This is a genomic window from Streptomyces sp. CWNU-52B (genome assembly GCF_047444975.1).
In the GTDB taxonomy this organism is placed as follows: domain Bacteria; phylum Actinomycetota; class Actinomycetes; order Streptomycetales; family Streptomycetaceae; genus Streptomyces.
Genome location: NZ_JBLFJV010000007.1, coordinates 182,013 through 206,961, shown reverse-complemented (window position 1 = coordinate 206,961; position 24,949 = coordinate 182,013). Strand labels below are relative to the sequence as shown.

Below are 24,949 nucleotides of genomic sequence, written 5' to 3'. Positions count from 1 at the left end.
GTCTCAGCGATGGTCATCCGGCGCGCACTCGGGTCACGTGAGGTTCATGACGGGGACCTTCAGCGAGTTCCCGTATGTGAGCCGGTCGTGGGCGCACGGCATTCTGGCCGGGCGCAGAAGGGGAAGGTCTCGCCGCTGGGCGGGGAGGCTCTGCGGTCAGACCAACAGAGGGGAAAGAGTCGTTCAAGAGGTCCGGCGGTGGCGAATGGATCGCCACGGCCGCGCCACACCCACTCTGCTTCGGGCGACAGTTAGCAGTGCAAGCCCTCACCACGTTTTCCTGTGCTACTGGACCGGTTCGACATCACCTGGAACAGTTCGAGCGACGCCAGCTGTTCGGTGCTGGTCTACAACACCCCATAGAGTGAGATCGGGGGCGTGTCGTATATCGGATACGCCCCCGGCCCAAGCCTTCGATCGGAATGTGAAGAGAATGTGGATCGAGCGAATCGCTGAGGCCGTGCACTGGGAGCCGCTTCGGCTCGATATTCCCTGGAACAGCATCGAGGAAGATCTTGGTACTCAACTGCCCGAAGATTACAAGAAGCTTGCCGAGACGTTCGGAAAGGGCGAATTCTCGGAGTTCTTGCGTGTTTTCACCGTCGATGCCACGAGGCAGTTCGACCTGGTCAGGATCTGGAAGAGGTATCTCGATGGCGGCCCGGAGAGCGGCCCAGATCCCGCCTTCAAGCCCTACCGGATGTACCGGCCAGGTCAGCGCGGCCTCATTCCCTGGGCGTTTGGTGAGATGAAGTGCAGCTACTTCTGGCTGGCGTCCGCGGATGAGGATCCGGCGAGCTGGCCCATCGTCACACAGGGAGATCCGTATCCCTGGCACGAAGTGAACATGTCCACTTCCGAGTTCGTCTGCCGAGTGCTGACCGATCCCGATTTCGAGCCATTCTCGATCGCGAGGCCGTTTCCGGATCCTGATTTCTACCCGATGGACTGAAAAGCCATCCCATTTGGCGAGTCTGCGGTAGCAGATGAGTGTGTAGGCGATGCTGGTGAAGGTCAGGAAGTGATCGGCCTTGCGTTCGTATTTCAGCCCTGCCCAGCGCGCCTACTCGAGGTCTATGGCCGAGTCCGCCGATGGCTCACGGCCCATCGCCTCGGACGGCGTGGCCTTGCTGCTGCCCGGAGCCCAGCCAAGGACTTCCTCGTAGTTTCGGGCAGAAATCGAGGTGGGCAGGTCCCCACGGTCGCCTTCGAAGGTTCTGAAGGTCGCCTCACTCAGCCACCCACGGCGTGCGAGTTCACGTTCCGAGATACCTTCGGCCTCACGGAACTCGAGGAGGGCTCTCGCCAGCCGCGCAGATTCCTCTCCGCTCATGACCGCAGTATGTCGCAGAGCCCAGGCTGGGACAGCCCGCTGACTTTTTCGCCTTCGCCATGCAACTGGCGATCGTCACCAGCCCTGACCTGCACGCCAATCCCATGACAGAGCCAGATATCAGACAACGACTCGCATACCGCCCTCTGGGACCGTGACCCGATTCGGGCGATCGTCGACTACTGCTCGACCTGCATGCGACGGACCAGACGACCCTCGAACTCGTACACATGACGGACCTCCTCTCGAGCAAGGACGGAACCGCCCGGGTCGCGAGCCACCAGTCTGACCGCGACTTCGATCCGGCCGTCGCCCCGTTCCTTAAACTGCACAGGCGTGAGAGACAGCCGAAGCTGAGCCCACTGGCGAATCCAGTAGTCGCGGACCGACGCCCGTCCTTCGAGGTGCCCGCCTTCCCAGCCGTTGGGCCACTGGACATCGGGGGTCATAGCCGCGAGGACCCGATCGATCTCGCGGGCGTTGAACGCCTCGTACAGCTCGCGGAGCTCCCGCGATCGGGCGGACGTCGACGGCCTGTCGTCACTATGGGGCACTGAATCATCCTCTCGCCAGAACACGCGTGCTCGCTGGTGCTGCGGGCTCTACGTCGCCGACCTTCGCGATCGTCAGCGGCCGAGCGGGTCACAGTCCACCAGCCGCTCGGATGCTGGCTCCGGTGACATAGCTGGCCTCGGAGCCGAGCAGCCAGACGATGGCCGGAGCGATCTCGTCGGGCTCTCCGGCTCGGCCCAACGGGATGCGTGCGGCAGCGCGCCCGGCGCGGTCCGGATCCCCGGCATCGGCGTGGATCCTCGTGTGCACCGTGCCCGGCGCCACGGCATTGACCCGGATCCCTTGATCGGCGACCTCCTTGGCGAGTCCCACGGTCATCGCTTCGACCCCGGCCTTGGCTGCGGCGTAGTGGACGTAGTCGTGTGCCGAGCCCAGCGTGGCTGCTGCCGAGGAGACATTGACGATTGCCCCACCGTGTCCGCCGCGGGTGGTGGACATTGCCCGGACCGCCTCACGCGCGCACAGCAGCGCGCCGACGAGGTTCACGTCGACGACCCGGCGCAGCACCGCGACCGGGGTGTCCGCCAAGTCTCCAAGGTGTGCGGTCAGTCCGGCGTTGTTCACCAGTCCGGTGACGGCGCCCAGGTCCGCGGCAGCGGCGAACAGTGCGGCAACGTCATCCTCGTCGGTCACGTCGCCGGCCACGGCAACGGCTCTCACGCCGTGGTCCTGTGCTGCCGCGGCTGCCCTCTTGGCGGAAGCGCGGTCGTCGCGGTAGCCGACGATCAGGTCGTGTCCTGCACGCGCCAGGTGCGCGACGGTGGCGGCGCCGATCCCTCGCGCCCCGCCGGTGACGATCGTAAGCGGACGGACTGCCGGTGGCATGGGTCCCGCGGGTCGGCTTCGTGTGTCACTCATGGTTGTCAGTCCTGTCGTGGCTGGTGTCTGCACTCCAGGTTTCCCATAGGGCTGCGTAGGAGGTCGCGGTGGTGACGAGGTGGTCGTGGTGGCCGAGCTCGGTGATGCGGCCCCCTTCCATGATGGCGATGCGGTCAGCGTCTCGGGCAGTCTGGAGTCGGTGGGCCACGGCGATGATGGTGCGGCCCTGGATGGTGGCGGCGAGGGCTTGTTCGGTGCGGCGAGCGGTCGTCGGGTCCAGCAGGGCGGTGGCCTCGTCGAGGACGAGGGTGTGGGGATTGGCGAGCAGGACTCGGGCGAGCGCGACGTGTTGGGCCTGGGCGCCGCCGAGCCGATGGGTGCCGAGGTCGGTGTCGAGCCCGTCGGGGAGGTCGTCGAACCAGTCTGCGCCGAGGACGTCGAGGGCCTCGAGGAGCTCGGCGTCGGTGGCGTGAGGTGCCGCGATGGTGAGGTTGTCGCGCAGAGGGTCGGCGAACACGTGGTGCTCCTGGGTCACCAGGACGATGTGCTGGCGAAGCTGCTCGGGTGCGAGGTCGGCGACGTCCGCACCGCCCACGGTGACCCTTCCTGATCGGGGACGGTCGATGCCGGCAATGAGGCGACCCAGGGTGGTCTTGCCTGCTCCCGACGTCCCCACGACGGCGAGATGCTCGCCGGCCCGGACGTCGAGGTCGACACCGTGGAGGACGTCGGCCCCGTCATAGGCGTAGCGGACGTCGGTAACGACGATGTCCTGGTCGGTGGGGACGGCCGTGACGCCCTCGGCGCTGCGTCGTGGCGGTTCCGCTGACGAGGCGAGCCCCTCGATGCGGGCGAACGAGGCGGCGCTGCTCTGCAAAGTCTCCACCCAGATCAGGATCGTGTCGATCGGGGTGGTGAGCTGGCGCAGGTAGAGGACGACCGCGACGACGGTGCCGAGGTTGAGCTGGTGGTCGAGGTAGAGCAGGCCGCCCACGCCGAACGCGGCGCCGACGGCAAGGGCGGTGGAGGCGTCGATGGTCGGGAAGAACACGCTCCGCAGGCTAAGGGTGCGCAGCTGGGCCGCTGTCGCGGCAGCGATCGCGGACGAGCAGTCGGCGGCCCGCCGCTCCTGCAGGCCGAGCGCTTCCACCGTCCGGGCGCCGGCGGCGGTGCCGGCCAGGACGTCGGCGACCTCGGCATGCGCGGCTGCCTGGGCCAGATAGGCCGACCGGGCGCGGCGCAGGTACCAGCGCAGGACCACGGGGATGGCGACGAGTGCGACCAGTCCGACGGCGCCCAGCACGGGGGAGAGCAGGACGACGGCGACGACGATGATCAGCGCCTGGGCAAGGGCGAACACCATCTCTGGCGCGGCGTCGCGCAGAGCGACCGACACCAGGCCGGCGTCGGTCGTGGCACGTGAGGTCAGGTCGCCGGTGCCGGCCCCTTCGACAGCTCGTGCAGGGATCCGCATGAGCCGGTCGGCCAGCTGCTCGCGCAGTCGGGCGGCGGTCCGTTCGCCGAACCGGTAGCCCAGGCGGCGGGCCTGGTGCCCGATCAGGAGCTGCGCGGCCGCGGCAAGCACCACGAGGAGGCCCAACCGGTCGATGGTCGCGACCCCAGCCCCGGCCTGCACCGCGTTGACGATCTGCCCGAGCAGCCACGGCCCGACCAGACCTGCGCCCGCCGCCGCGCAGTTGGCGAGCAGCACGGCGATGAATGCTGCTCGGTCGGAGCGGATGAGCCGCCACGCAGCACGGCGGACCTCGCCAGGCTCTGCCACCGGCAACGGCTGCGCGCTCATGCCTGGATCTCGGGGTCGTGGGCGCTGGTGGCCGGTCGTCCGCGGTGGACCAGAGCGGCGTAGGCGGGGTTGGCCAGCAAGTCGGTGTGGGTGCCACTTGCGACCACCCGACCGTCGGCGAGCAGGTGCACTTCGTCGGCTCCTTGCAGCACGAGCGCGGACGTCGAGGTGACCAATGTGGTCTTGCCGCGACGGTGGTGGATGAGGCGGTCGACGATGGTGGCCTCCGTGGCGGCGTCGAGCGCCGAGGTCGGATCCACCGCGAGCAGGACGGTCGGGTCGGCGATCGTCGCCCGAGCGAGCCGGACGCGTTGGCGTTGACCGCCTGAGAGGTTCCGTCCCCCGGAGTCGATCCTCGACCCGAGGCCCTCGGGCAGGCCCCGCACCACGTCGTCGGCGGTGGCTGTGTGCAGCGCGTCCAGGATCGCAACCTCACCGAGGCCGGTGACGTCGAGGCGACCGGCCACCACCTGGGCCAGTGACCCGGCGAACAGGGCGGCGTCGTTGTCGGCCACCAGCACCTGCTCGTGCAGTTGGGCGGGATCGAGCTCGGAGGTCGGCTGCCCGGCCCAGGTGGCACCTGGGCGGAAGCCGCCGAGCCGGTCGACGAGGGCTACGGCGTCGGAGTGCTGGGCGGTGGCGACCGCAGCGAACGTCCCCGGTGCGATCCGCAGCCCGGATGCCCCGTCGATCAGGTCTCCACGCCCCGGGGGCACCGCCGAGCCGGTGCTGTCGGGGCGCACGTCAAGGAAGTCGGTCACCCGACGTGCGGCCACGAGAGCCTGGCTGAGATCGAGCGCGCCCTCGATGAAGGAGGCCACCGGCACCGCCAGCACCGCGGCGTAGCCGGCGACCGCGACCAGTTCGCCCACCGTGATGCTGCCCTCGACCGCGAGCCGGGCGGCCAGCCACACCACCACTGCGGAGAACAGTGTCGGCAGCCCCAGACCGGCTGCCTGGATCACGCTCGTGACGCGGCCGACCCGATAGCCGTGCTGCAGCAGCCGCTGCGACTCGGCGCGGAAACGGTCGGCGTAGACCGCTTTTCCGCCCAAGCCGTTCAGGACGCCCAGCCCCGCGACGATGTCCACGATCCGACCCGTCACTCGGCCCTGCTGCTCGCGATACGGCGTACCGACTGTCCGGAGCCGGCGCGTCGCCGGGCCCACGACCATGGCCAGGACCGGAACCCCCGCCAGCACGACCACAGCCAGTGGCACCGAGATCCGCAACAGCAGCACCGCGATCACCACGTAGGCGAGCACCGCACCGACTCCCGGCCCGGTCGCGGTGAGACTGCGCCCAATCGTCCACGCGTCCCCACCTCCGATGGCCACGACCTCCCCGGTGAGCGCGCGACGCGCCATCGTGTCTCCCAGACGGATGCCGTGGGCGTTCACCTCTGACACCGTCCGCAGCGCCGCATCCATGCGCACCCGGGTCATGGTGCGATGCCGCCAGATGCTCAGGCCCGCCAGGACGCCCCCGACCAGGAGCAGGACAGCCGTCCACCCCAGCACCACGTTCTGCTGGCCCTCCGCGAGGCTGTCGATCGCACGGGACAGCACGTACGGCGGTAGGGCGAGCCCCACCATCCAGGCGCTGCCGAGCACCGCTCCGAGCGTGACCCGGCCGCGCTGCCGAGACACGAGCCACGCCAAGTACGACCACGGGCCACGGGTTTGGGGTCGCGTCGGCGGCACGGTGCTCCGGCGCATGGGTCGGCGTCCCCATGCCTTGCCCGTCTGGACCACGACGACCAGCATCACGGCGAGAAGTGCGGCGGAGGTCGCCGGGACGAGGTCCAGAGGCAGCGTGTAGCTCATCACGACCCGAGCCGCAGCATCGATGAGGAAGGCCAGTCCGAAGCCCCAGGTCATGCCCCGCATCGCTCGCCGAAAGGTCTCGCTCGTCTCCCAGGACCGGTGCCAGTCCTCGGCCGGCGCCGGTGGCATGAAACCGACGGTCGCCGTGAAGACGAGCGGTCGTGCCCGCAGCAGCGACAGCAGGACCCAAACTCCGACGAAGCCGGTCAGATAGCTCTCGCGGGCCATCAGGAGCCGCGAGTCGGCAGTCATGAGGCCGATCGCAGTCCCGACGGTGATGAGCCCGAGAGCGAAGAGGCTAACCCCGGGGACGCGCCGCCGGAGGACCAGGCCGGCGCTCAGGCGGAGCATAGGCAGGGCGGCCCCGGCGAGGAGCGCTGTCCAGACGGATGCGCCCAGTGCGCGGAGCACGTAGTAGGACGCGAGCGGGACGACGAGGTCGATGAGGAGGAAGCCGGTGAAGGCGGCCGGACCGCTTCTCGAGGCCCTCATCGTGGCTCCGTGGCCTGCAGTGCACGTCGGACGATGGTGACCAGGTGCTCGGCGTGGCCTCGTGCGTCAGCCGTCGGGTCGCAGGCGGCGCGGGCCGCGGCGGCGTCGATCGACGCCCGCATCGTCATGGCCAGCACCCCGGCGTCCACATCCGCGGCCTCACCCGTCGCCTGCCCTCGCTCGATCAGCTCTCGCAGGTGGGCGCTCAAGGGATCCTCGCCTCCCCGGGGGCCGTTCGCAGGTCGCATGTTCGCCGCCACCTCCATGACTGCGCGCACGTGCCTCGGATGGTCGGCGACGAAGGTGAGGTTGCTCCTGATGTAGGTCGCGAGCTCGCCGATCACCGAGTCGCTGTCGCCCGTCGCCTGGCCGATCTGCTCGCCGGCCTCGCGGTAGAGGGAGGTCACCACCTCGCTCAACAAGTCCTCCTTGGTTGGGAAGTGGTAGGTCACCACTCCTTTGCTGACGCCTGCGCGGCGAGCAATCTCGGCGACGGACGTGCCTGCGAACCCCAGCTCTACCAGCACGTCCACCGCGCAGTCGACCAGCTCGGCCTTCAGGGCCAGGCCGCCGGGCGACGGGGTGGGTGAAGGTGTCGTACGCAGGTGCGAATCTGACACCGCCGTCCTTGCAGGGTGGACGACCTCAGCGCGATGCCGGAGCGTTCCGGATGGCCTGCGCGGTGGCGCTCGGGTCGTAGTCCTGGGGAACGCCGCCGACGAGGATGATGTCGCCCTGGATGTGCCGGGAGCGGAGGGGTGCGATCTCCCGGTAGGCGGGAGAGTCCCACCAGTCCCTGGCCTCGTTGATCCCGGGAAAGCCGATCACCACGACGTGTCCGGCCCACGCGCCCTCCTTCACCTCCGGTGGCGTGCCGTGCACGAGGAAGCGGCCCCCGAAGGGCTCGAACGTGCCGGCGATCCGCTCCATGTACTCGGCGACGTCCGGGTGCGGCTCGGCGTCGCGCAGATGGGCGATGGCGTAGGCAGTCACAGAAGGTTCCTATCTGGAGAGGGTCGGTTCGCGTGAGCGTCAGTCGAGCGGTCTGAGTTGGCGTGGCCGTGAAGCCGGTGGACAAGGAAGTCGAGGATCTCGTCGCGTGCCGTGGCGGTCGGTTCGCCCTCGCGATCGACGAGGTGAACGGTGACCACGCTGTGGGGATAGGGAACGTGAGCAGCGAAGAACGGCGGTGCATCACGATTCGCGGCAGTGTCGGGGAGTTCGCGGCTGACGAAGGAGTCGCCCAAGGCTTGCGCGTAGGTATCGAAGCGCGCCCTGGTGCAGACCTTGTCACCCTCGAACCGGTAGGCCAGGACGGTGAGATCGTCACGGTCGAGACGTTCCTTCACGGCGGTGAGCTCGGCGTCGCTGATCTCCAGGACACCCGGCTCATCCAACGGCAGGGACGGCTGGCAGGCCACCGGCGCGACGACGGCGCTCTCGAGCATCATCGTGATGGCGAAGTTGCCGGTGAAGCACATCCCGACCGCGCCCACACCTGTTCCCCCGCACTCACGGTGCGCCGAGCGAGCGAGGGCCATCAACCACGTCGTGACGGGGCTCGACTCGCCACCGCCGAGGGCGCGGAACTCCTTCGCGACGCAGAGACGACGAAACACCTTTGCCCCGCTGTCGGCGTCACCGAGGGCGCCGTCGGTGCCGAAGAGGGAAGGCAGGTAGACAGTCATGCCACGATCGCGGACCCATCGGGCGAAACGAGCGACGTGTGGGCTGATGCCGGGCATCTCGTGCATCACGATCACACCGGGACCGTCACCGCTGACATACACGCGACGTACCTGGCCGAGGAGCGAGATGGACCGGACGGTGAAGTCGGCGAGGTCGTCGTCTTGAGTCACGTCGTGATCCGTCATAGAGATCCCCCTGCGATGGATCGTCGCGGAGTGCGGCCGATCTGGTGACTACGATGGATCACGATGAAGTCCTTGAGAGAGCGAGACCGGCCATATTCCGGGCGGTTCGAGACATGACCTCGGTCCGCGTACTGGATCTCGAGGGAGCGATGGCCACCTCCGTGGCCATCACGGCTGATGTCCTCGACACCGCGAACCGGCTGGCCCTCCGATCGGGACAGGCCGATCAGTTCGACGTCCAGCCCTGGGTCGCCAACGACTATGGAGACGCCACGGAACCGGTGGATCTCGTGGTCGTCCCTGGCCTCGGGATGAGAAACACCCAAGAGGTTCGCAGCCGACTCGCAGCGCCCGATGCCAGAGCGGGGGCGCACTACTTGAAGGAAGCCGCCGCAGCAGGTAGCGAGATCGCAGCCTCGTGCGCCGGAGTGTTCCTCCTCGCCGAAGCTGGCATCCTCGATCAGCGACGTGCGACTACCACCTGGTGGCTGGCGCCGCTGTTCGCCTGCAGGTACCCCGCAGTTCGGTTGACACCTGCTGATCTCGTCGTCACCGACGGCCCGGTGACAACCGCAGGCGCAGCCTTGGCGCACCTGGACCTGATGCTGACGCTCGTAGGGCGTCACGGTGGGGAGGCGCTCGCCCGGGAATGCGCCAGGTACCTCGCGGTTGACCGTCGTCGGTCGCAGTCTCCCTACGTGATGCCCGAGACAATCAAGGGCGCCGACAGCGATGTCGCAATCGCGCGGTCATGGGCGCTCCAGCACCTCGACACAAGCATAGGAGTGAGGGACTTGGCCGCCGCCGCACACCTCAGTCCGCGCACCTTCACCCGCAGAATCAGCGAAGCCACAGGAATGTCACCTGCTCGATTCCTACGGCGCCTGCGTGTCGAGCGAGCTGTCGAGCTTCTGCACAACACCGACCTCGCCGTCACCGGAGTCGCCCATGCAGTCGGGTACAGCGACCCGACGGCACTTCGACGGGCCATGAGCCAAGAGCTCGGCATGAGCCCCCGGACAGTCCGCGGACAACGCACCCGCGCTCACTGAAAGACATCCGCGACCGGCGCGCCCCATCGCTTTGCACGAGAGCGTCGGAAGGCCGTCGGCACTCGGCTCGGCCGAGGGTCCTTCAGCGGACCAAATGACCGGAGGGCGTCAGTCACCAGAGCAGGAGGGTCATCCGCACGATCGGAGATGTCGGCTATGGTCGTCGCCCGAACGAGTCGAGCAGCCGGATCTGTGGTGACGCGTCAGCAGGCAGCGTTCCGCTCGGACCGGCGCCATACGCTCCGAAGGCAAGCATTTCGTCCAGATGCGGCTCGACCGTGTTCAGCACGCCGACAACAGTCTGCGGATCAAGGGTCTCGTCGAGACGCGCGGCACGCAGGAGGTCCCACGCATGCACTACCAGGTCGACGAGACGGAATCGCACGTAGGCAGCGACGGGAACATTTCCGTTCGGGCCCGCGACCTGTTGCTCGGGCGATGTCGCGAAGAATGCCTGTGCTTGGCGCTGTGCGGACTCACTCACGTCAGCGACTGGGTCATCGCCGACCTGCTTGGCTGCGAGCATGGCGTGGGCTTCGTCGCGCCCAACGCCTGCCAGCAGAAGTGCGGTGAAGCGATTCCCCACCACCACGTGCTCAATCATTTCGCGTACCGAGACTCCCGACGGCGTCGGTTGCTCCGACGAGTCTGCGGGCAATTGGCGCACAACTCGTTCGAACTCTGCCGAAGCTGCCCTGATCAACTCCATGTGCTACAGGCTAGCGGCACGAGCCGCTCGTCCGGGAGGCGACCAACCCGAATTGCCTGCATACCCCCGGCAAGGGTTCGGCCGGTTCCACTCCACCAGCTGCGTCTCGCGAGGGAATCCCGTACTGGTCACGCTCTGGTGACTATCGGGCGCACGCTGAGCGTGCAACAGGATCGATCAGCGGGACGCAGTTCGGTGGAGCCGTCGAGCAGCGCGATCGGTCGGTCAACGTCTCCAGAGTAGGTGGTGGACCACCCCGCTGGGGCTGGAGCTTCGGCGTTTCCGTGGCCTGGTGGAGACCGGGGCGATGAGCCTGTCGGAGGTCTCCAAGGAAACCGGACTGAACTGGCGGACGGTCAGCAAGTACCTGTCCGCTGACTCGTCCGCGCCGGGTGGCAAGTGGTCAGCCGCGCAAGCGAGTGGTCGACGAGGTCGCTCCGCTGATCGACGCGATGCTGCGGGCCGAGGTCCTGATGAAGGACGCGGTGATTCACGAGCGGCTGGCCATGGAGTACGGGTTCACCCGGAAACTACCAGCGGGTCAAACTCTACGTGCAGGAAGCCCGCCCAAGGATCGCGGAGGAACTGGGGATCACCCGCGAGAGCTGGCAGGGATGCATCGCAGGTTCGAGGTGACCCCGGGTGCTCAGGCTCAGGTGGACTGGGGCGATGAGGGCAAGCTCCTCGCCCACCTGGGCATCCCGAAGGTGCACTCCTTCCACATGGTGCTGTCGTACTCTCGTGATCTGTTCTGCTGCTTCACCACCAGCCTGGACCTGCAGACGTTCTTCGAGTACCACCGGCGGGCATTCGCGCACCTCAACGGAGTGTCGATGACGATCGTCTACGACCGCACCAAGACAGTCGTGCGCCGTCACGTCGCCCCGGGTGAGGCGCATCCCCACGATGCGGTCTGCTCGCCCGGGGTGAACTGGGAGGCGATTCGGGCGAAGTGGGCCTCCAGCCAGGCGCGTTCGAAGGTTTCCATGGCAGTTCCCTCTCATCCGTTCCGTCCGGGGCCGTGCGGGGAAGTCCAGGTGGTCAGCGTGTGCGGGCGCGTCCGAACAGCAGCCGGTCGGCGGCGAGCGCGTCGTCCAAGTAGGTGTCGAGGCGGGCGGCGTCAGCGGTCTGCGGCAGTGGGTCCAATCCGAGCAGGAGGACGGCCCCGCTGTTGCGGGCGACCAGTTCGGTCCAGGGCCGGCGGGTGGGCAGCCGTAGCTTGCGGGCGGTGCCGGGAAAGCTCATCAGCACTTGCCCGCCGACGACCTGCAGGCATCGGGCGAGCTCGCGAACGGGTGCCCGGGAGCTGGCCAGGCCGCCGAGGCAGTCGGAGAGCCGACGCATCCGGGCCTCGACCGCCTCGGCAGCGTCAGGGCCCGTGAAGGCCGGGTTGTGGGTGATCAGGATGTGTGCGACCTCGCGGCCGTCCGGACTGGTGCCCGGCCAGGTCCAGGAAGCGAGCGAGACCAACAGCCGCAGTTCCGGACCGGACGGGGTGAGGATGACGGTCATGACGTCGTCCCTCCCTCAGCTTTGAAACAGGACCAGACGACTTTCCCGACCGGGGTGCGGTCCAGAACGCCCCAGTCGTCGGCGAGCACGCTCACCAGCGTCAGGCCGCGTCCGGACAGGTCCGTGTCGGCGGCCTGGCGGACCTCGGGGAGCCGGCGGCGGCTGTCGTGCACTTCCAGCCGTACTTCTCCCTCGTCGGCATCCAGCTTGACCAGGAAGCCGTGGTCGGCGACGGTGCCGTGGACCAGGGCGTTCGTGGCGAGCTCGGAGACGCAGAGCCGGATGTCCTCGGCGCGGTCGTGCAGGCCCCATCCGGCCAGGGCATCCGTAACGAACTTTCGGGCCTGGCGGATCGATTCGGGCCGGGCCGTGAAGAACCGCCGGGTCGTCTCGGTCATTGCCGTCCTCATGACTCGGCGTCCAGAACGCGGGCATTCCCTGCGCTGCGTCGGCGAACGGGACCGTGGTGGGAGACCGGCAGGTGTGCGGTGCGGGGGCGGCGGACCAGCAGCAATCGGGAGCCGGCCGTCTCGATCCGGTGTCTGCGCTGGGCGGCTATGGCCTTCGGCCCCAGGTGCGACATGGCCGGGGCGATCACGCCATAGACGTCCGGCAGGGCCAGCACGTCCAGCAGCCCGGTGAACGCCGCCGAGTCGGGCCCAGAACTCACGTCACGGTCGGTGAAGACGCCGGAAAGTTGCAACTCGTGGCTGCGGCAGTACTCGGCCAGCGACGCGGCCAACGCCGCATGCCGGGCCGCGGGCACCTTCACCAGCCGCAGGAGGCCGTAGACGACCGGACCGTTGACCTGGCGATGCTCCGTGAGGGGTTCCATGCTGAGGACCGTCCAGAATACTCGACAACTGATGACCCCTTCAGCGTGGCTGCCCGCCAACCCCGGGCCAATCGCCGCCCGTTCTACTTCCGTTCCACTTCCGTCCCGCCGACTGCACGGAGCGTGCTTCGATGGCTGGCGGAAGGGAGCGACGTGTGGCGACCGTGCACCAGTGGACCGGCCTGGAGGCCAAGGCCCTGCGTCTCGCCCTGCGACTGAGCGTGCGTGCCTTCGCCCAGCAGCTCGGCCTGGCCGTCGCGACGGTCTCCAAGTGGGAGTCCAAACTCGCCGGCACCGAGCCCAGACCCGACACCCAGGCCATCCTCGACACCGCGCTCGGCCGCGCGGACGCCGCCGTCCACCTGCGCTTCGAGACGCTCCTGTCCGAGATGACCAGCCCCTTGGCCTCCGCTCGGCGACGTATTGCCCCCTCCGGGCCCCGGGCCTGGGAGTACGAGTCGTGGGCCGACGACCTCGACCGGGTCGTGGTCGCCCTGTCCCGGCAGAACTTCACCTTCGCCAACAGCCTCCTTGCGCGGTGGCTGGGCCGGTTCAAGGCGCCCGAGCTGGACGAGAAGGGCCTGTATCTGTTCGCCCGTTCGACCGCCCTGCTCGGCGACCTCAAGCGCGACCAGGGCGTTGTCCTGGGCCCACTGTCGGCCCAGCACTCCTACGCAGGCGCCCGATCCGTCTTCACCCAGCTCGACATCCCCCGCCGGGTCGCCCAGCTCGACCTGTCTCTCGCGGTGGTCATCGAGATGTCCGGGGAGCTGGAGAGCGCCGCCCGCAACTACGAAACCCTCGCCGTCGACGACCGGCTATCGCGGCGTGACCGGGCCCGCGCGAGGCTGTGGGTGGGTACCGCGCTGAGCAAGGACGGCAACCACGAATATGCGAGCCGCGTCATGCAGGCCGCGACCCGCGACTTCGAAGACCTCCAGGAACCCGACGACTGGTCGGTGGCCCACCAAAAGCTTGCCCTCGCCGCCCGCGGCGCCGGCGACCTCACCCAGGCCCTACATTTCATCGACATCGCCCGCCACTGCGGGACCACCGAATCACCGATGCAACGCGTGCGACTGGACACCGCTCATGGCCACATCCTGCTCTCCGACACGGCGACCCGGGATGATGGACACCTCGTCCTCGACCAGGCCGCCAAGGTGGCCGCGCAGTACGGACTCGTGCACCAACTGCGCAGTATCGAGGGCATCAAGGCCATGAGCGAGGGGCCGACCGGCCCCCGGCAACGGTGACCAGGGAGAAGCGCGTGAGCGACAACCAGCAGAGCATCACCGAGGACCAGTGGCGCCAGGCCAAGCTGATCTGGGACTACCACCAGATGCAGCACGAGCTGCGGCCCGTCAATGTGGCGATCGGGTTGGGCAGCCACGACCTCGGTGTCGCTGCCCACTCCGCCGAGCTGTATCAGGCCGGGCTCTTTCCGACCCTGGTGTTCACCGGCGGCAACAGCCCGACCACCGCCCAGGTCTTCCCGCGCGGCGAGGCCGTCCACTTCCGCGAGCACGCTGTCGACCTCGGCGTCCCCGCCGAGGCGATCCTGCTGGAACCGAACGCCGGCAACACGGGACAGAACATCACCTTCTCCCGGGAGGTCCTCGCCGCCGCCGGCATCACCCCGACGACGGTGCTGCTGGTCTCCAAGCCCTACATGGAACGGCGGTCGTTCGCGACCGCCCGCAAGCTGTGGCCCGACGTCGAGATCCTCTGCGCGTCGGAGCCGCTGGAGTTCGACGATTACGTAAAGTCCATCGGCGACGAGAAGCTCGTCCTGGACATGCTCGTCGGTGACCTCCAGCGGGTGATCGAGTATCCGAAGCTCGGTTTCGCCATCGAGCAGGAGGTGCCGGAGGACGTGCATGCCGCGTACGAATTTCTCATCCACGACGGCTTCACCAGTCGCCTCATCACCTCGTGACCTGCCCCGGCCGGGCGGGCTGTGTGCCGTTCACCAGCCGAATTTCCTGCCTCGGCTGACCACGCTGGCCAAGCTGTTCGCGGCGGACTACTGGATCGTCCTGGACGACGTGCAGTTCACCCGCCGCGACTACCAGCATCGAGCCCGCCTCGCCGACCTCGGCGACCCGGCCCGACACCAGTGGCTCACTCTCCCCACTCACCTGCCCCAGGGACGTTCGACCCTCATCAGGGACGCGGTGATCGCCGAGCCGGAGCGGACCCGCCGCCGGACCGCGGGGATGCTCCGGCAGCACTATGGCGCCAGCCCGCACTGGCCCGCCCTCGCCCAGGCTCTGGACCCGGTGCTGGATGCCTTCACCACCGGCCGGACCGCTGCCGCCGCCGAGACGTCCACCCGCGTACTGCTGGACCTGCTCGGCTGGAAGGGCAAGATCCTCACCAGCAGCCGACTGCCCTCCCGGCCGGGCCGGTCCCAGCGGCTCGCGGACCTCGCAACCGCAACCGGAGCCCGCTCGTATCTGTGCGGGACCGGCGGCATGGGATATCTCGACCAGACCCCCTTCGCTGTCCAGGGCATCGACGTGACACCGTTCCGGCCCCCGACCTGTAATATCTGGGCCTCCGGCCGCCGCATCAGTGCCCTGTGGGCCCTCGCCGCGCTCGGGCCGGACGCCATGGCTGCCCGCCTCCGGGCGCTCGCCGCCGACCATGCCGTCCTGCAGCCCGCAGCTTGACCACGATGTCTCCTCGACCACGAAACACCCAGCCGACTTGGATCTGAGCCATACATGGGTTTCGTCCGGAGCTAGGGGGTGCGGCGCAAATACTCCGGATGATCCCGGCATCGGAAACCGGGGACCGTCGGCCATGTCCCGCTCGCTCTTTGGTCAGCGCCGGTGCGACGGTGACCGCGGTAGAGGTGGAGCGACGGCCGCTGGAATGACTGGAGCGCCGTGCGCTTGTGCCGCGCTACGGGCGTTGGCTGCCTGGGCCCGGGGGCTTGGGGCGTGACGCTCGCCGAGGCGGCGGACACGCCAGGTCAGGGCACGGGCGGGGCTGTGGGCGTCATCCAACGGGCGTTGGCCGAGTGCCTGGTCAAGAACGGTGGCCGCATTGTGCCCGACGGCTTCCGCTTCGGCAAGCACGGTGGTGAGCGCGTCCCAGGCGGGGTCGTTCAGGATGCGCTCGGCGTGATCGGGGGCCGCCTGCTGGACGTGGCGGGCGAAGCGCTGCTGCATCTGGGGGCTGGGGGCGCGTTGTGCGAGGCTTGCCAGGACCGGCTCGGCGATCTGTCCGTACGCGATCTGCAGGTGGACGAGGGCCTGCTCGGCTCCTGCCTCTTGCTGGGCGTGCTGGCGCGTGCGATGCCAGTGCATCGCGAACACCACCGCCGTGAGCACGGTGTCCACAAGCATGGTGAACGTGGCCCCGTCGCGGCTTGCGGGCTTCTCGCGCAAGATCGCTTGGACGCTGCGACGCAGGACGCGGGTGCTGTTCAGGTCGGCGGCGATGCGGGAGCGGGTGGCGCGCTCGAAAGCGAGGGCAGCCTTGCCGAGTTCAGCCCTCACCGCGGCAGGCGCGGTGATCGCCAGGATGTCCAGTGTTGTGCCGAGCGCGACCAGCTGCCCCTGGGCGGTCGGATCGTCGCCGCGTATGAGGTAGTGGGGGATGCGTTCGGCGGCGGCTGTCGCCTGATGCCACGGGTCACCCGGTCGGGCAGCGACCGGCGCAGAGCTGGTGACGGCGAAGCTCTTGCGGATCTTGGGCAGGGACAGGTCGGGGGCGAGGGTAGAGCCGGCGTAGAACACTGGCTCGGCCTTGTCGTTGGTGTCCTCGGGCAGGGCGAAGTTGCAGCCGAGCGCGTCGCCGGAGGGACCGAGCTTGAGGCGCACGGTCACGCCCGTCGCCTCCAGCAGGGCGAAGAACTCGGCCTCGTCGGATGCCGCCGCGACGGCCCGGCGAACCCGTAGGCGTAGAAGATCTCGGGAGGTGGCGTCCTGGCCCAGACGCTTGGCCTTGAAGTGCTCCTTGCTGCTGTGGCGTTTGGCGCCGGTGCCGTCGCCCTGCTGCAACCGCCTGAGACCGTAGTCGACCTCGATCTTGCGGGCCTCCCGCTGGACGGCACGCTGGTCGTAGCCGCGCTCGGGACGCCGGCCGTCCTGGCGTACGAGGGTCGCGGCGATGTGGATGTGGTCGTCGGCGTGGCGGACGGCCACCCATCGGCAGGCTTCGTCGTCCCCGGCGGGTGCGATGCCCGCGGCGGCCACGATGCGGCGGGCGATGTCGGCCCACTGGGCGTCGGTGAGGATCGGGTCCTCGGGAGCGGCGCGGACGGGACAGTGCCACACGGTGTCCCTGGGCGCTTTGTCGCCGAGCATCCGCACGGGCTGGTCGAGCTGCGCGACGAGCTGGGCCATCGCGTCCTTCGGATCGCGGTGGGCACTGCGGCCGGGGTCAGGGGCGAAGCCGTTCCAGGAGGCCACGAGGTGCGGGTCGACATGTTCGTTGGCGCGGCCCTTGCCGAAGAGGTAGCCGATCGTACGGCGGGTGGCCTTCGGGCCAGAGCTGAGGATGATCTTCGGTATCACCCGCTCACCGCCCCTCGGTTACCTGGGCAATGGCGGTGTCCAGTGCGGCGACGGACGCGTCGATGCGGTCGAGGAGACGTTGGACGGCGGCGGGGTGGGGCCAGGAGCCGTCCTTGTGGAGGTGCCAGGTGAGCTGATTGAGGTTGTTGCCGATCTTCCCGAGCTGGCCGTTGGCGGCCATGAGTGCCTTGATCATGGTGCGGTAGTCGGCGACTGAAGCGGTGGGATCCTCGGCGCGGGCGGCGGCGAGCGAGCACTCGGCCACGTAGCCGCCGAGCGCCATGTGGCTCAGAGCGGCGGCGTTCTTCACGAGGGTGAACTCGTCGTCGTTGTAGCGCGGGTGGACGCGGCGCTCGCGCAGCTGCTTGTCGCGCAGGCGGCGGCGATGCGCGGGCTTAGATGACGGGGTCGACGACTGCTTGCTGGTCCCGATCACGGTCGGCCTCCCCAGGCCGGCCGACTCCGGTGCCGCCTCGGCGCCGGACGCCTCCGCCTCCCGTGGGGCGGAGGCCGGGTAAGGACTCCTTACCCGACAACTTGCTGCGCTGTCGGGGTCGGTGGTCATCTCCTGCTGTTGGGATGGGAGTTCGTGATGCTGGTCGTGCACGGGCTGGTTCTCCGAGGGTGGCTGGGAGCGGAGTGATCGCTGGGCCCCGTGTCCTCGTGCTCGTCGGCACAGGAGGGCACGGGGCAAGCGCAGAGATCAGGCGCCGCCGGAAAGGGCTGTAGCTGGGTTCTGCTCCTGCTGTTGGTCGGCATCGTCGAGTCCGCCGAGAGGCTCGGCCTCGACGCCGCCGTACGTGATGGGCTCGGTGTTGGTCGTGCGCTCGGCCCTCAGCTGGTCACGCACGATGCGGGCTCGCTTCTGGCCGATCTCCAGTGCGCTGCGCAGACGCATGGCTGTCAGTCGGTCGTCACTCCAGCCGGCGGTCAGGAGCCGTGCCTCATCCAGGACTTCGGCGTCGGTGCGGGGACGGTCGGCGGTCGACTTGGCGGTGGCTCGACCCCGACCGGCCGCCCGACGCGGCGAAGCCCCGGTCGACGCCGACACGGCGGCCGACTGTCGTGATCGGCTAGAGGTGGCCGACATGTCGGCCTCAGTCGGCCCTGTCACGAGCCCCTCCACGACCTTCGTGGGAGTCGGCTCAGGTACCTGCGCCGGGCCGGATTTGGCCTGGTCAGTGGCGTGCACGTCGGCTCGTTCGCCGTCCGACTCGATGGCTGGACGGCCGGCCGACTGGGCAGAGGCCATTTCGGCAGAGTCGGCCGACTCGGGGTTGTGGTGCAGCACCTTTGCCACGAGGTCCGATCCGAAGTAGATCGACCCGACCGGGAGCGAGGTGGCCAGCAGCACGAGGGCCCAGTTCGCGGGGTCCCAGTCGGCCAGTCGGCCCCACCGCGTCGACTCGGTGTGCAGGGTCGGTATGAGGCCGTGCACGTAGTTCAGCAGGAGGCTGGCGAGCGTGTAGGTCGCAAGGACCCGGAGCGCGAACTTCCGGTCCGTACCCGTGAGCACGAGCGTGGCGACCAGTGCGAGGGCCATCAGGCCGTCCACCACGATCGGGTAGAGCAGGGCGGCGGTGGTGTCCGCGCCGATGGTGCGGGCCACGTCGGACAGTGCGTTCCACGAGACCCGAAAGGCCATGAGGACCACGGCTACCAGCCCGAGGACCAGGATGGTACGTGCGCCTGTCCGGCGAGCATCTCGTGGAGCAGTAGCAGGGTGATGCCGATGCGAATCGCCTCGGCCGAGGAGGGCGGTGATGCGGGCAGGCAAGCGGGGTACTCCAGGTGGGCTCGGGGGCGGCGGCCTTGGCGCAGGGGAGGGCAGGGGGGGCCGCCGTGAGGTGCGATGTCTCGTACCACTCGTCGCGTGCCTGGTCAGGACAGGTACGGGTGGCGTGGTGATGTCGACTCGACTCGTTGCGGCTCTCCCACTCGTCCCCGCGCTGACCTGCGCGGGGACGAGTGATGCGAGTGGAGTCGGGTCAGGCTGCGGTGTCGGGCAGCGGCTCATCCGCCGGCCGGGCAGCCTCGGCCACAGCCCTGGGCTCGGGGCAGTAGCGGGCCCAGGTGTCGAGGAATTGGTTCCGCGCGAAGCCCTTGGCCTGGGTGCCGTCGGGGAAGCGGCGGTTGGCTGAGCCGATGCCGTACGGCTTCAGGAGCAGCTGCAGTCCCCGTGGAGTCAGCCCGTTGGCGCCGTACTCGGCCCAGGGAGCTTCCCGATCCGCGTTCAGGGATTCCAGCAGATGCTTCGTGCTCAGCACGGCCGGGTCGCCCACAGCGGCGAAGGCGCGGCGGATCCCGACCAGGAGGCGGGTGCGTAGACCGCCCTCCTCGTCCTGGCCGGCCTCGTAGTCGGTCATGGTTCGGCAGGCGGTGCGGGCGAGCGCGGGCCAGTCGCCCCCGGCGAGGTCGGCGATGATGACCAGCGGTTCCCAGGTGTCTGCCGCGCGGTCCTCGACCGGCATGGGGGGCTCCGTGGCCATCGCCTGCTCGTACAAGGGTTGCAGCCAGGCGTGGAGGCGGTCGCGGATCGCGTTCAGGGCAGGGGTGTCCCGGTTGGTGCGGAAGGACGCCACCTTCTCCCCGGCCGCACGGCGGCGCATCCGGATCACCACTGCCCGGTCCATGATCGTGTCCGGCAGGTCACCGATCCCGGCGAGCGCGGCCATGGCGAAGGTGGGGAACTCTTGCACCAGGTGCTCGGGCCCGGATACTCGCAGAGTGGGCCGACCACGCTGGTGCCCCGCGTTGATGAGGCCGCGGACCTCCTCGTTCTTCTCTGCGGCCTTGGTGGTGCTGAACATGGTGTCGGCCTCGTCTACCAGGAGGGCCGGCGGGTCGTCTCCGTCGATCGACCGGAAGATCGCCGCTGCGCTGGCGTTGACCGTGATCAGGCGGTTGTGCACGGTCTCGGTCACCACGTCCAGCAGCCTGGACTTGCCGCACCGCTTCTCCGGGGCGACGATCGCCAGGCGCGGCGCGTGCTGCCACGCGCGCTGCAGATGCGTCGCCGCGACCCACAAGGCCACCGCCGTGACGGCCTCCTCGCTCGGCATCGCTACGTACCGCTTGACCTGCGCTCGAAGGGCATCCAGGATCTGCGCTCCTTCGGACAGCGGCGGCGGCGAGGGGCAGTCGTCGCTGTCCTCCTCTGGCGAAGGCGCAACGGGGCCGGCCGGTTGGCCGGGCACAGCGACTGGAGGCCATGAGGTGCCGGAGCCGTTGGGACGGGATGGCGCATTCGGCTGGGGATCGGTCATACTGGGCATCAGCTCCTCTGCTTGCGGGCCATATGGGACGGCAATCCCGGTCTCCGCAGGTTGATCGCTAGGGATGGCGGTTGAGAGGTTTGCGCTTGAGCCCCCGGCATCGCCGGGGGCTTCTTTCATGTCACGTGCGGTCGTGCGGGCTCCTCGGGTTGATCGGGTGGGACCACCACTATGCCACATGAATTGCGGATCGCAGAAGTGTTCTGCATTTCGCAGTAGACGTGCTACTCTTGTGGAGTCCTTGCGAATGGCAGGGGAGTGCTACGTACGGAAGGAGGTGGCCATGGCGGATGAAGACCCGCCGCAGGGCGTACTGCTCAGCGGCGAGGGCAACGTCGCGGTGCGCATCAAACTGGAACGTGAGGCGCGCGGGTGGAGCACCAACGCCCTGTCCGACCGCATGAACGAGGCCGGCTTCGAGATGAATCCGTCCGCGGTCTGGCGGATCGAAAACGGCAAGCGTCGCATCAACCTCGACGAGACCATCGGCTTCGCCGAGGTCTTCGGTCTCGACCTGCGCAACCTCGTCGGCCCCCCACAGCTGGCCGCCAAGGCCCGCGCCATGGAGCTCATCGACGAGATCATTGACGCGTTCCGCGCGACCCAGAGAGCCAATTTGGCTTTCACCGAGGCGCGCGACGCCCTCGACGCCTACCTCGCCGAGTATCCCGATATCCGCGAGGAGGCCGACGTGATGGTCTCCAACGCCATGGCGGAGGAGGCCAGCAGGACCATGCTGAAGATGCACGGCCCTCCGCCTGGCGGCGACGTCGAGCCTGCTGACGAGGTATAGCCCCCTGCTCCCTCTCCCGTACTGGACCCGCAAACCCCCAGTACGGGCAGTCCACTCTCATCCCTAGCGATCGACCGGCGGGTCGGCGTTGCCGCGCCCCATACCCGCCAGAAGAGGACCCATCCCTTGCGCCAACCCGCGATAGCCCCTGCCTCCGCACTGACTTCGCATGCCGAGGCCGCCCTGCCGTGCCTCTATGCCCCCGAGGAGGTCGCCGCCGTACTCGGCTGCTCCGCCTGGTGGGTCAAAGACCGTGCTCGTCGGCGACTCATCCCGTTCACCCGCGTCGGCCGCGCGTACCGCTTCTCGGACGACCACCTCGCGGAGATCATCCGCATGCACGAAGAGCGCCCGGTCCAGACTCCGCAGCGTTCTGGTACCCCTGCGCCGCCCCGGAAGCCTCGCGCTCGGCAGCAGCCCGATACGACCGTGCCCACTGTCCGCCTCAAGGCCCGGCCGCCACGCCGGACGACCAAGCCCCAGTACGGGACCGCGGCTTAACGCACCCCACACAGCAGAAGGGAGGGAAATCTGTGGGTTACGCAGAAAAGCGTGGCGGCTACTGGCGCGGCCGCTACAAGATCGAGGACGGCAAGTACGGCACCGTCGCCGATTCCACGGGCGTCGTGGTCAAGTTCGCCACCAAGCGCGAGGCCAAGCAGGCTGCAGACGCGGAAGAGGTGACCGTTCGGCGCGGTGAGTGGCGCGACCCGGGCCTTGGCCACGAGACCTTCGGCGCATACGCCAACCGCTGGTACGCCCGCCAGGACCTGGCCGCCTCGACCATGCAGAACTACAAGCGCCACATCGAGGAGCACCTGCTCCCCGACTTCGAGGACAAGGCACTCGCGGGCATCCTGCGCACGGACGTCGACGCATGGGAGAAGAAGGAGCGGGCCGAGTACGCGGCCTCCAGCGTCAAGACCTGGCGCTCGACACTCCACCTGATCTTCGAGGACGCGATCGACGAGGGTCTGCTCACGTCCAACCCGGCGGCCCGTCGGCGCGGGCGAGGCAAGCGAGCCGGCCGTTCCCGTGACCGCGGCCCGGAGAAGGTCGTCACCGACGCACTCGGCATCCTGCTCACCGCAGAGCGGGCCGCCCTACTGTCCGGCCGCGACGACGAGTTCGTCGCTACGGTCCTCAAGGGCTACACCGGCAAGCGCTGGGGCGAAATCGTCGGCCTGGAAACGGAGTTCGTGCGGCCCAATGCCTTCCGGGTCGAGTGGCAGCTGTACGAACTCGACACCGGAGAGCTGGTGCGCTGCCCGCCCAAGGACGACAGCTACCGCGTCATCGACTCGGCGGACTGGCTGTCGGCCCTGGTCTTCAACCACATTGCCCGCACGAAGCCGATGCCCTGCCCCTGCCACGGCAGGACGTACGTCTTCCGGGGCCAGGGTGTGGCGCGTACCGGCGGACACCAGGGCGCGAAGCTCGTCGATGTCGCCCGCCGTGCCGAAGTCTCCACAGGCACGGTCTCGAACGTCCTCAACCATCCCGACCGTGTACGCGAGGAGACCCGCATACGAGTCGAGCTCGCCATCGCAGAGCTCGGGTTCGTACGTGGCGGTGCTACGTCTGCGCATGCTGCTCACTGGCGCCGAAACGGCTTCGCCACCTGGCTTTTCACCCCGGCGTCCTCCGGCTGGTACCCGAAGAAGGCGCCCCAGGAGGCCCGCCCGGTGCCGATCCTCGGCGACCCGTGGCCCGGCATCCCAGCCCGAGGCCGAGGGGCAGCCGCTCGGGCTGACGCCTGCTGGCTACCGATCGCGAAGGGCCTCACGCCGCACGGCCTGCGCCACACGCACAGGACGATGATGGAGGACCTCGGCACGGAGAAGGTCCTCATGGACGAGCGCATGGGCCACATCGACGGCTCGGTCTCCGCGCGCTACGCCCACGTCACGCCTGGAATGCGCCGACGCCTCATGCTCGGCCTCACCGAGCAGTGGGAGGCGGCACTCGCCGCCAGGTGTGCTCTGCACCCGCGTTCCCCGGTATCTGCGCTGGACCGGCTCCTGCAGGGTGGCGGCTGAGGAGGCAGAGGCAGGCCCAGCCCTCCCTAGGAGGGCTGGGCCTCGCCAGGTCCCCAGGTGTCTCCCTTGCGGATGTTGCAGATCCAGTGGGCTGCCTGCAGGTTCTCGGCTGTGTGCGCGCCGCTCTCCGCGACCGGCTGGATGTGGTCGAGGGTGGCGGACCACGGGTCGGGCCACTCAGCGAAAGGGTTCATGGCGCGGTGGCACAGCTTGCATACCCATTGATCGCGATCGTAGATGTCGACCGGGTCCACCTGATCAGCGCCTGCGTTGAGAGTGCCATAGCCGCGCATGCGGGCCTGGTAGCTGTTGCGGGCCCGGGTGGAGCGCCGCTGCTTTTCCGAGCGGGCGGCATATGCCGGAGTCCAGAGGGTGGGTGTCGGTTCGGTGACGCAGACCCAGGCTTCCCAGTCGTAGGTCTTCCCGCCTTCGTCCACGTCACGGAAGATCTCGTTCTGCCAGTGCCACTGCCGGCCGTCGTCTCCCTCGAACGAAGTCTGCTGGACGAGGGGGTGTTCTTGGCCGGGCACCTTGGTCCACCACAGGATGCGGTCCGTGTAGGCCAGAAGCGCGCCGGTCTGCTGGTGGATCGCGACCATCGGCTCTGCGTGGGGTTCGGAGTTTGCCCGGACCAGCGCGACGATCTCGTCAGCGCCCAGGGACGTTGCGGTGGCGTACGCCGTGACGGAGTCGTGCCGCTCGATGACATCGCCTTCGATGGGGCTCAGCCCGTAGAACGCGTAGGGGAAGTCGTCGTCGGCCGCCCTGGTGCCGAAGACCTGCGGTTCCCGTGCAGCCGCGAACCGGACACGCTGGTCGGCATCGGCGGAGGATCGGTCACCTCGATCAGGTATGGCGGCCAAGTCGATCTCACCCTTCGCGATCCGCGTCCTCGTGCGCCGCTTGAGAGTGGTGTTGCACCGACCCGAGCAGACGTGCCGATCGCGGTGCTCCCAGTGCGCGCTCTTTGGCACGGGCACTCCGCAGATCCGGCAAGGTTCGCCGCCCGTGGCACGTTCCGCAGCCGCGAGGATGGGGTTCCAGTAAGGATCACCAGGAACCTTGCGGGTCCTGGCGGGGTCGGGCACCGGAGGCGTCCCCGGTGTGAGCGTCTGCATCGGGCGCCGCACCTTCGGCGCGTCCTTCGGGCGTTCGACCCGCTGCCTCTTGGCAGCCGAGTTACGGCAAGGATCGGAGCAGTACTTCTGGCTGCGCGGGCGCCAATATTCCATCACCGTGCCGCAGACCGAGCACGGGCGACCCGCTCGTTCAGAGGCGCTGTTGTCGGCGTCGTCGGTGCTGCTGAGGCTGTAGTCCACAGGCTGTCCTCAGGTCGAGTGGTCGACTGAAGTTCGCGACCGCGCAGGTGCGAGCGGACACGTGGGAGGCGTGCCTCCCTTGCCGGGCGATCGGCCGCTGGGAGAAGCCGACCAAGATCTTCTCCCAGTTTTCTCCCAAACGATCTCCAGGAACGAGTCAGGGGC

25 protein-coding genes and 1 pseudogene are annotated in these 24,949 nt (G+C 68.6%); 9 read left to right on the top strand and 17 right to left on the bottom strand.

Annotated features, from left to right (window positions below):
• Positions 1-433 precede the first annotated feature (433 nt).
• Positions 434-952 (top strand): hypothetical protein, encoded by a 519-nt coding sequence (locus ACLVWQ_RS10440; RefSeq protein WP_073958130.1) that lies wholly within the window; start codon positions 434-436, stop codon positions 950-952.
• 111 nt (positions 953-1,063) lie between these two features.
• On the opposite strand, the gene ACLVWQ_RS10435 is transcribed toward ACLVWQ_RS10440, so the two are convergent.
• From ACLVWQ_RS10435 to ACLVWQ_RS10400, 8 genes are all read right to left on the bottom strand, one after another.
• Positions 1,064-1,333: a hypothetical protein gene (locus ACLVWQ_RS10435; RefSeq protein ID WP_073958129.1), complete on the bottom strand. Its 270-nt coding sequence runs from the start codon at positions 1,331-1,333 to the stop codon at positions 1,064-1,066.
• A 179-nt stretch (positions 1,334-1,512) separates the two neighbouring features.
• On the bottom strand, positions 1,513-1,887 hold the full coding sequence (locus tag ACLVWQ_RS10430) for a nuclear transport factor 2 family protein (RefSeq protein ID WP_414108026.1): 375 nt from the start codon (positions 1,885-1,887) through the stop codon (positions 1,513-1,515).
• A gap of 88 nt (positions 1,888-1,975) precedes the next feature.
• A complete protein-coding gene (locus ACLVWQ_RS10425; protein ID WP_073958128.1) occupies positions 1,976-2,731 on the bottom strand; it encodes an SDR family oxidoreductase in 756 nt (251 codons plus the stop codon).
• 25 nt (positions 2,732-2,756) lie between these two features.
• Entirely contained in the window at positions 2,757-4,529 is a 1,773-nt protein-coding gene (locus tag ACLVWQ_RS10420; protein ID WP_414108025.1) for an ABC transporter ATP-binding protein, read from the bottom strand.
• Positions 4,526-6,847 carry an ABC transporter ATP-binding protein gene (locus ACLVWQ_RS10415; RefSeq protein WP_241846414.1) on the bottom strand — a complete coding sequence of 774 codons (2,322 nt, stop codon included), beginning with the start codon at positions 6,845-6,847 and terminating at the stop codon, positions 4,526-4,528. Before ACLVWQ_RS10415 ends, ACLVWQ_RS10420 begins: the two co-directional genes overlap by 4 nt.
• A complete protein-coding gene (locus ACLVWQ_RS10410) occupies positions 6,844-7,467 on the bottom strand; it encodes a TetR/AcrR family transcriptional regulator (RefSeq protein WP_079185260.1) in 624 nt (207 codons plus the stop codon). The genes ACLVWQ_RS10415 and ACLVWQ_RS10410 overlap by 4 nt, the downstream gene beginning before the upstream one ends.
• Positions 7,468-7,492: 25 nt before the next feature.
• Complete coding sequence (locus ACLVWQ_RS10405) at positions 7,493-7,840, bottom strand: DUF1330 domain-containing protein (protein WP_073958126.1); 348 nt, start codon at positions 7,838-7,840, stop codon at positions 7,493-7,495.
• Positions 7,837-8,721 (bottom strand): dienelactone hydrolase family protein, encoded by an 885-nt coding sequence (locus ACLVWQ_RS10400; RefSeq protein ID WP_414108023.1) that lies wholly within the window; start codon positions 8,719-8,721, stop codon positions 7,837-7,839. Before ACLVWQ_RS10400 ends, ACLVWQ_RS10405 begins: the two co-directional genes overlap by 4 nt.
• Positions 8,722-8,774: 53 nt before the next feature.
• Here ACLVWQ_RS10400 and ACLVWQ_RS10395 point away from each other — a divergent pair, with 53 nt between their 5' ends.
• On the top strand, positions 8,775-9,773 hold the full coding sequence (locus ACLVWQ_RS10395) for a GlxA family transcriptional regulator (protein ID WP_198958465.1): 999 nt from the start codon (positions 8,775-8,777) through the stop codon (positions 9,771-9,773).
• Positions 9,774-9,927: 154 nt separating this feature from the next.
• On the opposite strand, the gene ACLVWQ_RS10390 is transcribed toward ACLVWQ_RS10395, so the two are convergent.
• Positions 9,928-10,482 (bottom strand): TIGR03086 family metal-binding protein, encoded by a 555-nt coding sequence (locus tag ACLVWQ_RS10390; protein WP_073958124.1) that lies wholly within the window; start codon positions 10,480-10,482, stop codon positions 9,928-9,930.
• Positions 10,483-10,741: 259 nt separating this feature from the next.
• Here ACLVWQ_RS10390 and ACLVWQ_RS10385 point away from each other — a divergent pair.
• Positions 10,742-11,384 (top strand): annotated as a pseudogene (locus tag ACLVWQ_RS10385) (IS21 family transposase); the annotation flags it as partial.
• 139 nt (positions 11,385-11,523) lie between these two features.
• Here ACLVWQ_RS10385 and ACLVWQ_RS10380 read toward each other — a convergent pair.
• Genes ACLVWQ_RS10380 through ACLVWQ_RS10370 form a run of 3 tightly spaced genes read right to left on the bottom strand, consistent with a single transcriptional unit; the run spans position 11,524 to position 12,829 of the window.
• Positions 11,524-11,994, bottom strand: coding sequence for a hypothetical protein (locus ACLVWQ_RS10380; RefSeq protein ID WP_073958123.1), 471 nt, complete (start codon positions 11,992-11,994; stop codon positions 11,524-11,526).
• Positions 11,991-12,392 (bottom strand): ATP-binding protein, encoded by a 402-nt coding sequence (locus ACLVWQ_RS10375; protein WP_073958122.1) that lies wholly within the window; start codon positions 12,390-12,392, stop codon positions 11,991-11,993. Before ACLVWQ_RS10375 ends, ACLVWQ_RS10380 begins: the two co-directional genes overlap by 4 nt.
• An 8-nt stretch (positions 12,393-12,400) precedes the next feature.
• Positions 12,401-12,829, bottom strand: a complete 429-nt coding sequence (locus ACLVWQ_RS10370) for a hypothetical protein (RefSeq protein WP_073958121.1) — start codon at positions 12,827-12,829, stop codon at positions 12,401-12,403.
• Positions 12,830-12,984: 155 nt separating this feature from the next.
• On the opposite strand from ACLVWQ_RS10370, the gene ACLVWQ_RS10365 reads away from it, so the two are divergent.
• Genes ACLVWQ_RS10365 through ACLVWQ_RS10355 form a run of 3 tightly spaced genes read left to right on the top strand, consistent with a single transcriptional unit; the run spans position 12,985 to position 15,504 of the window.
• Positions 12,985-14,085 (top strand): helix-turn-helix domain-containing protein, encoded by a 1,101-nt coding sequence (locus ACLVWQ_RS10365; protein ID WP_414108022.1) that lies wholly within the window; start codon positions 12,985-12,987, stop codon positions 14,083-14,085.
• Between the two features lie 14 nt (positions 14,086-14,099).
• Positions 14,100-14,768: a YdcF family protein gene (locus ACLVWQ_RS10360; RefSeq protein ID WP_073958505.1), complete on the top strand. Its 669-nt coding sequence runs from the start codon at positions 14,100-14,102 to the stop codon at positions 14,766-14,768.
• Positions 14,710-15,504, top strand: a complete 795-nt coding sequence (locus tag ACLVWQ_RS10355) for a WbqC family protein (RefSeq protein WP_079185259.1) — start codon at positions 14,710-14,712, stop codon at positions 15,502-15,504. The genes ACLVWQ_RS10360 and ACLVWQ_RS10355 overlap by 59 nt, the downstream gene beginning before the upstream one ends.
• A 153-nt stretch (positions 15,505-15,657) precedes the next feature.
• Here ACLVWQ_RS10355 and ACLVWQ_RS10350 read toward each other — a convergent pair whose 3' ends face one another.
• The 4 genes from ACLVWQ_RS10350 to ACLVWQ_RS10335 all read right to left on the bottom strand — a co-directional run bounded on the left by ACLVWQ_RS10350 (position 15,658) and on the right by ACLVWQ_RS10335 (position 20,624).
• Positions 15,658-17,358: a mobilization protein gene (locus tag ACLVWQ_RS10350; RefSeq protein ID WP_414108020.1), complete on the bottom strand. Its 1,701-nt coding sequence runs from the start codon at positions 17,356-17,358 to the stop codon at positions 15,658-15,660.
• A gap of 4 nt (positions 17,359-17,362) precedes the next feature.
• Entirely contained in the window at positions 17,363-17,794 is a 432-nt protein-coding gene (locus ACLVWQ_RS10345) for a plasmid mobilization protein (RefSeq protein ID WP_238442208.1), read from the bottom strand.
• Between the two features lie 267 nt (positions 17,795-18,061).
• Positions 18,062-19,036, bottom strand: coding sequence for a DUF2637 domain-containing protein (locus ACLVWQ_RS10340; protein ID WP_414108103.1), 975 nt, complete (start codon positions 19,034-19,036; stop codon positions 18,062-18,064).
• Positions 19,037-19,346: 310 nt separating this feature from the next.
• A complete protein-coding gene (locus ACLVWQ_RS10335; RefSeq protein WP_073958117.1) occupies positions 19,347-20,624 on the bottom strand; it encodes a DUF3631 domain-containing protein in 1,278 nt (425 codons plus the stop codon).
• A 292-nt stretch (positions 20,625-20,916) separates the two neighbouring features.
• On the opposite strand from ACLVWQ_RS10335, the gene ACLVWQ_RS10330 reads away from it, so the two are divergent.
• The 3 genes from ACLVWQ_RS10330 (at position 20,917) to ACLVWQ_RS10320 (ending at position 23,465) form a co-directional block, all read left to right on the top strand.
• Positions 20,917-21,426, top strand: coding sequence for a helix-turn-helix domain-containing protein (locus ACLVWQ_RS10330; RefSeq protein WP_073958116.1), 510 nt, complete (start codon positions 20,917-20,919; stop codon positions 21,424-21,426).
• Between the two features lie 126 nt (positions 21,427-21,552).
• The gene (locus ACLVWQ_RS10325; RefSeq protein WP_414108017.1) at positions 21,553-21,927 is read left to right on the top strand and encodes a helix-turn-helix domain-containing protein; all 375 of its coding nucleotides are present in this window, start codon (positions 21,553-21,555) and stop codon (positions 21,925-21,927) included.
• Between the two features lie 32 nt (positions 21,928-21,959).
• A complete protein-coding gene (locus ACLVWQ_RS10320; protein WP_414108016.1) occupies positions 21,960-23,465 on the top strand; it encodes a LacI family DNA-binding transcriptional regulator in 1,506 nt (501 codons plus the stop codon).
• Positions 23,466-23,491: 26 nt separating this feature from the next.
• Here ACLVWQ_RS10320 and ACLVWQ_RS10315 read toward each other — a convergent pair whose 3' ends face one another.
• Positions 23,492-24,784, bottom strand: a complete 1,293-nt coding sequence (locus tag ACLVWQ_RS10315; RefSeq protein WP_079185256.1) for an HNH endonuclease — start codon at positions 24,782-24,784, stop codon at positions 23,492-23,494.
• Positions 24,785-24,949 lie beyond the last annotated feature (165 nt).

Excerpts from the sequence above, each read along its gene's own strand:
- ACLVWQ_RS10355 (WP_079185259.1), top strand. The coding sequence starts at position 14,710 with ATGCCGCGTACGAATTTCTCATCCACGACGGCTTCACCAGTCGCCTCA.
- ACLVWQ_RS10435 (WP_073958129.1), bottom strand. The coding sequence starts at position 1,333 with ATGAGCGGAGAGGAATCTGCGCGGCTGGCGAGAGCCCTCCTCGAGTTC.
- ACLVWQ_RS10370 (WP_073958121.1), bottom strand. The coding sequence starts at position 12,829 with ATGGAACCCCTCACGGAGCATCGCCAGGTCAACGGTCCGGTCGTCTAC.
- ACLVWQ_RS10335 (WP_073958117.1), bottom strand. The coding sequence starts at position 20,624 with ATGACCGATCCCCAGCCGAATGCGCCATCCCGTCCCAACGGCTCCGGC.
- ACLVWQ_RS10390 (WP_073958124.1), bottom strand. The coding sequence starts at position 10,482 with ATGGAGTTGATCAGGGCAGCTTCGGCAGAGTTCGAACGAGTTGTGCGC.
- ACLVWQ_RS10330 (WP_073958116.1), top strand. The coding sequence starts at position 20,917 with ATGGCGGATGAAGACCCGCCGCAGGGCGTACTGCTCAGCGGCGAGGGC.
- ACLVWQ_RS10400 (WP_414108023.1), bottom strand. The coding sequence starts at position 8,721 with ATGACGGATCACGACGTGACTCAAGACGACGACCTCGCCGACTTCACC.
- ACLVWQ_RS10375 (WP_073958122.1), bottom strand. The coding sequence starts at position 12,392 with ATGACCGAGACGACCCGGCGGTTCTTCACGGCCCGGCCCGAATCGATC.
- ACLVWQ_RS10440 (WP_073958130.1), top strand. The coding sequence starts at position 434 with ATGTGGATCGAGCGAATCGCTGAGGCCGTGCACTGGGAGCCGCTTCGG.
- ACLVWQ_RS10415 (WP_241846414.1), bottom strand. The coding sequence starts at position 6,847 with ATGAGGGCCTCGAGAAGCGGTCCGGCCGCCTTCACCGGCTTCCTCCTC.
- ACLVWQ_RS10420 (WP_414108025.1), bottom strand. The coding sequence starts at position 4,529 with ATGAGCGCGCAGCCGTTGCCGGTGGCAGAGCCTGGCGAGGTCCGCCGT.
- ACLVWQ_RS10425 (WP_073958128.1), bottom strand. The coding sequence starts at position 2,731 with ATGCCACCGGCAGTCCGTCCGCTTACGATCGTCACCGGCGGGGCGCGA.
- ACLVWQ_RS10380 (WP_073958123.1), bottom strand. The coding sequence starts at position 11,994 with ATGACCGTCATCCTCACCCCGTCCGGTCCGGAACTGCGGCTGTTGGTC.
- ACLVWQ_RS10395 (WP_198958465.1), top strand. The coding sequence starts at position 8,775 with ATGGATCACGATGAAGTCCTTGAGAGAGCGAGACCGGCCATATTCCGG.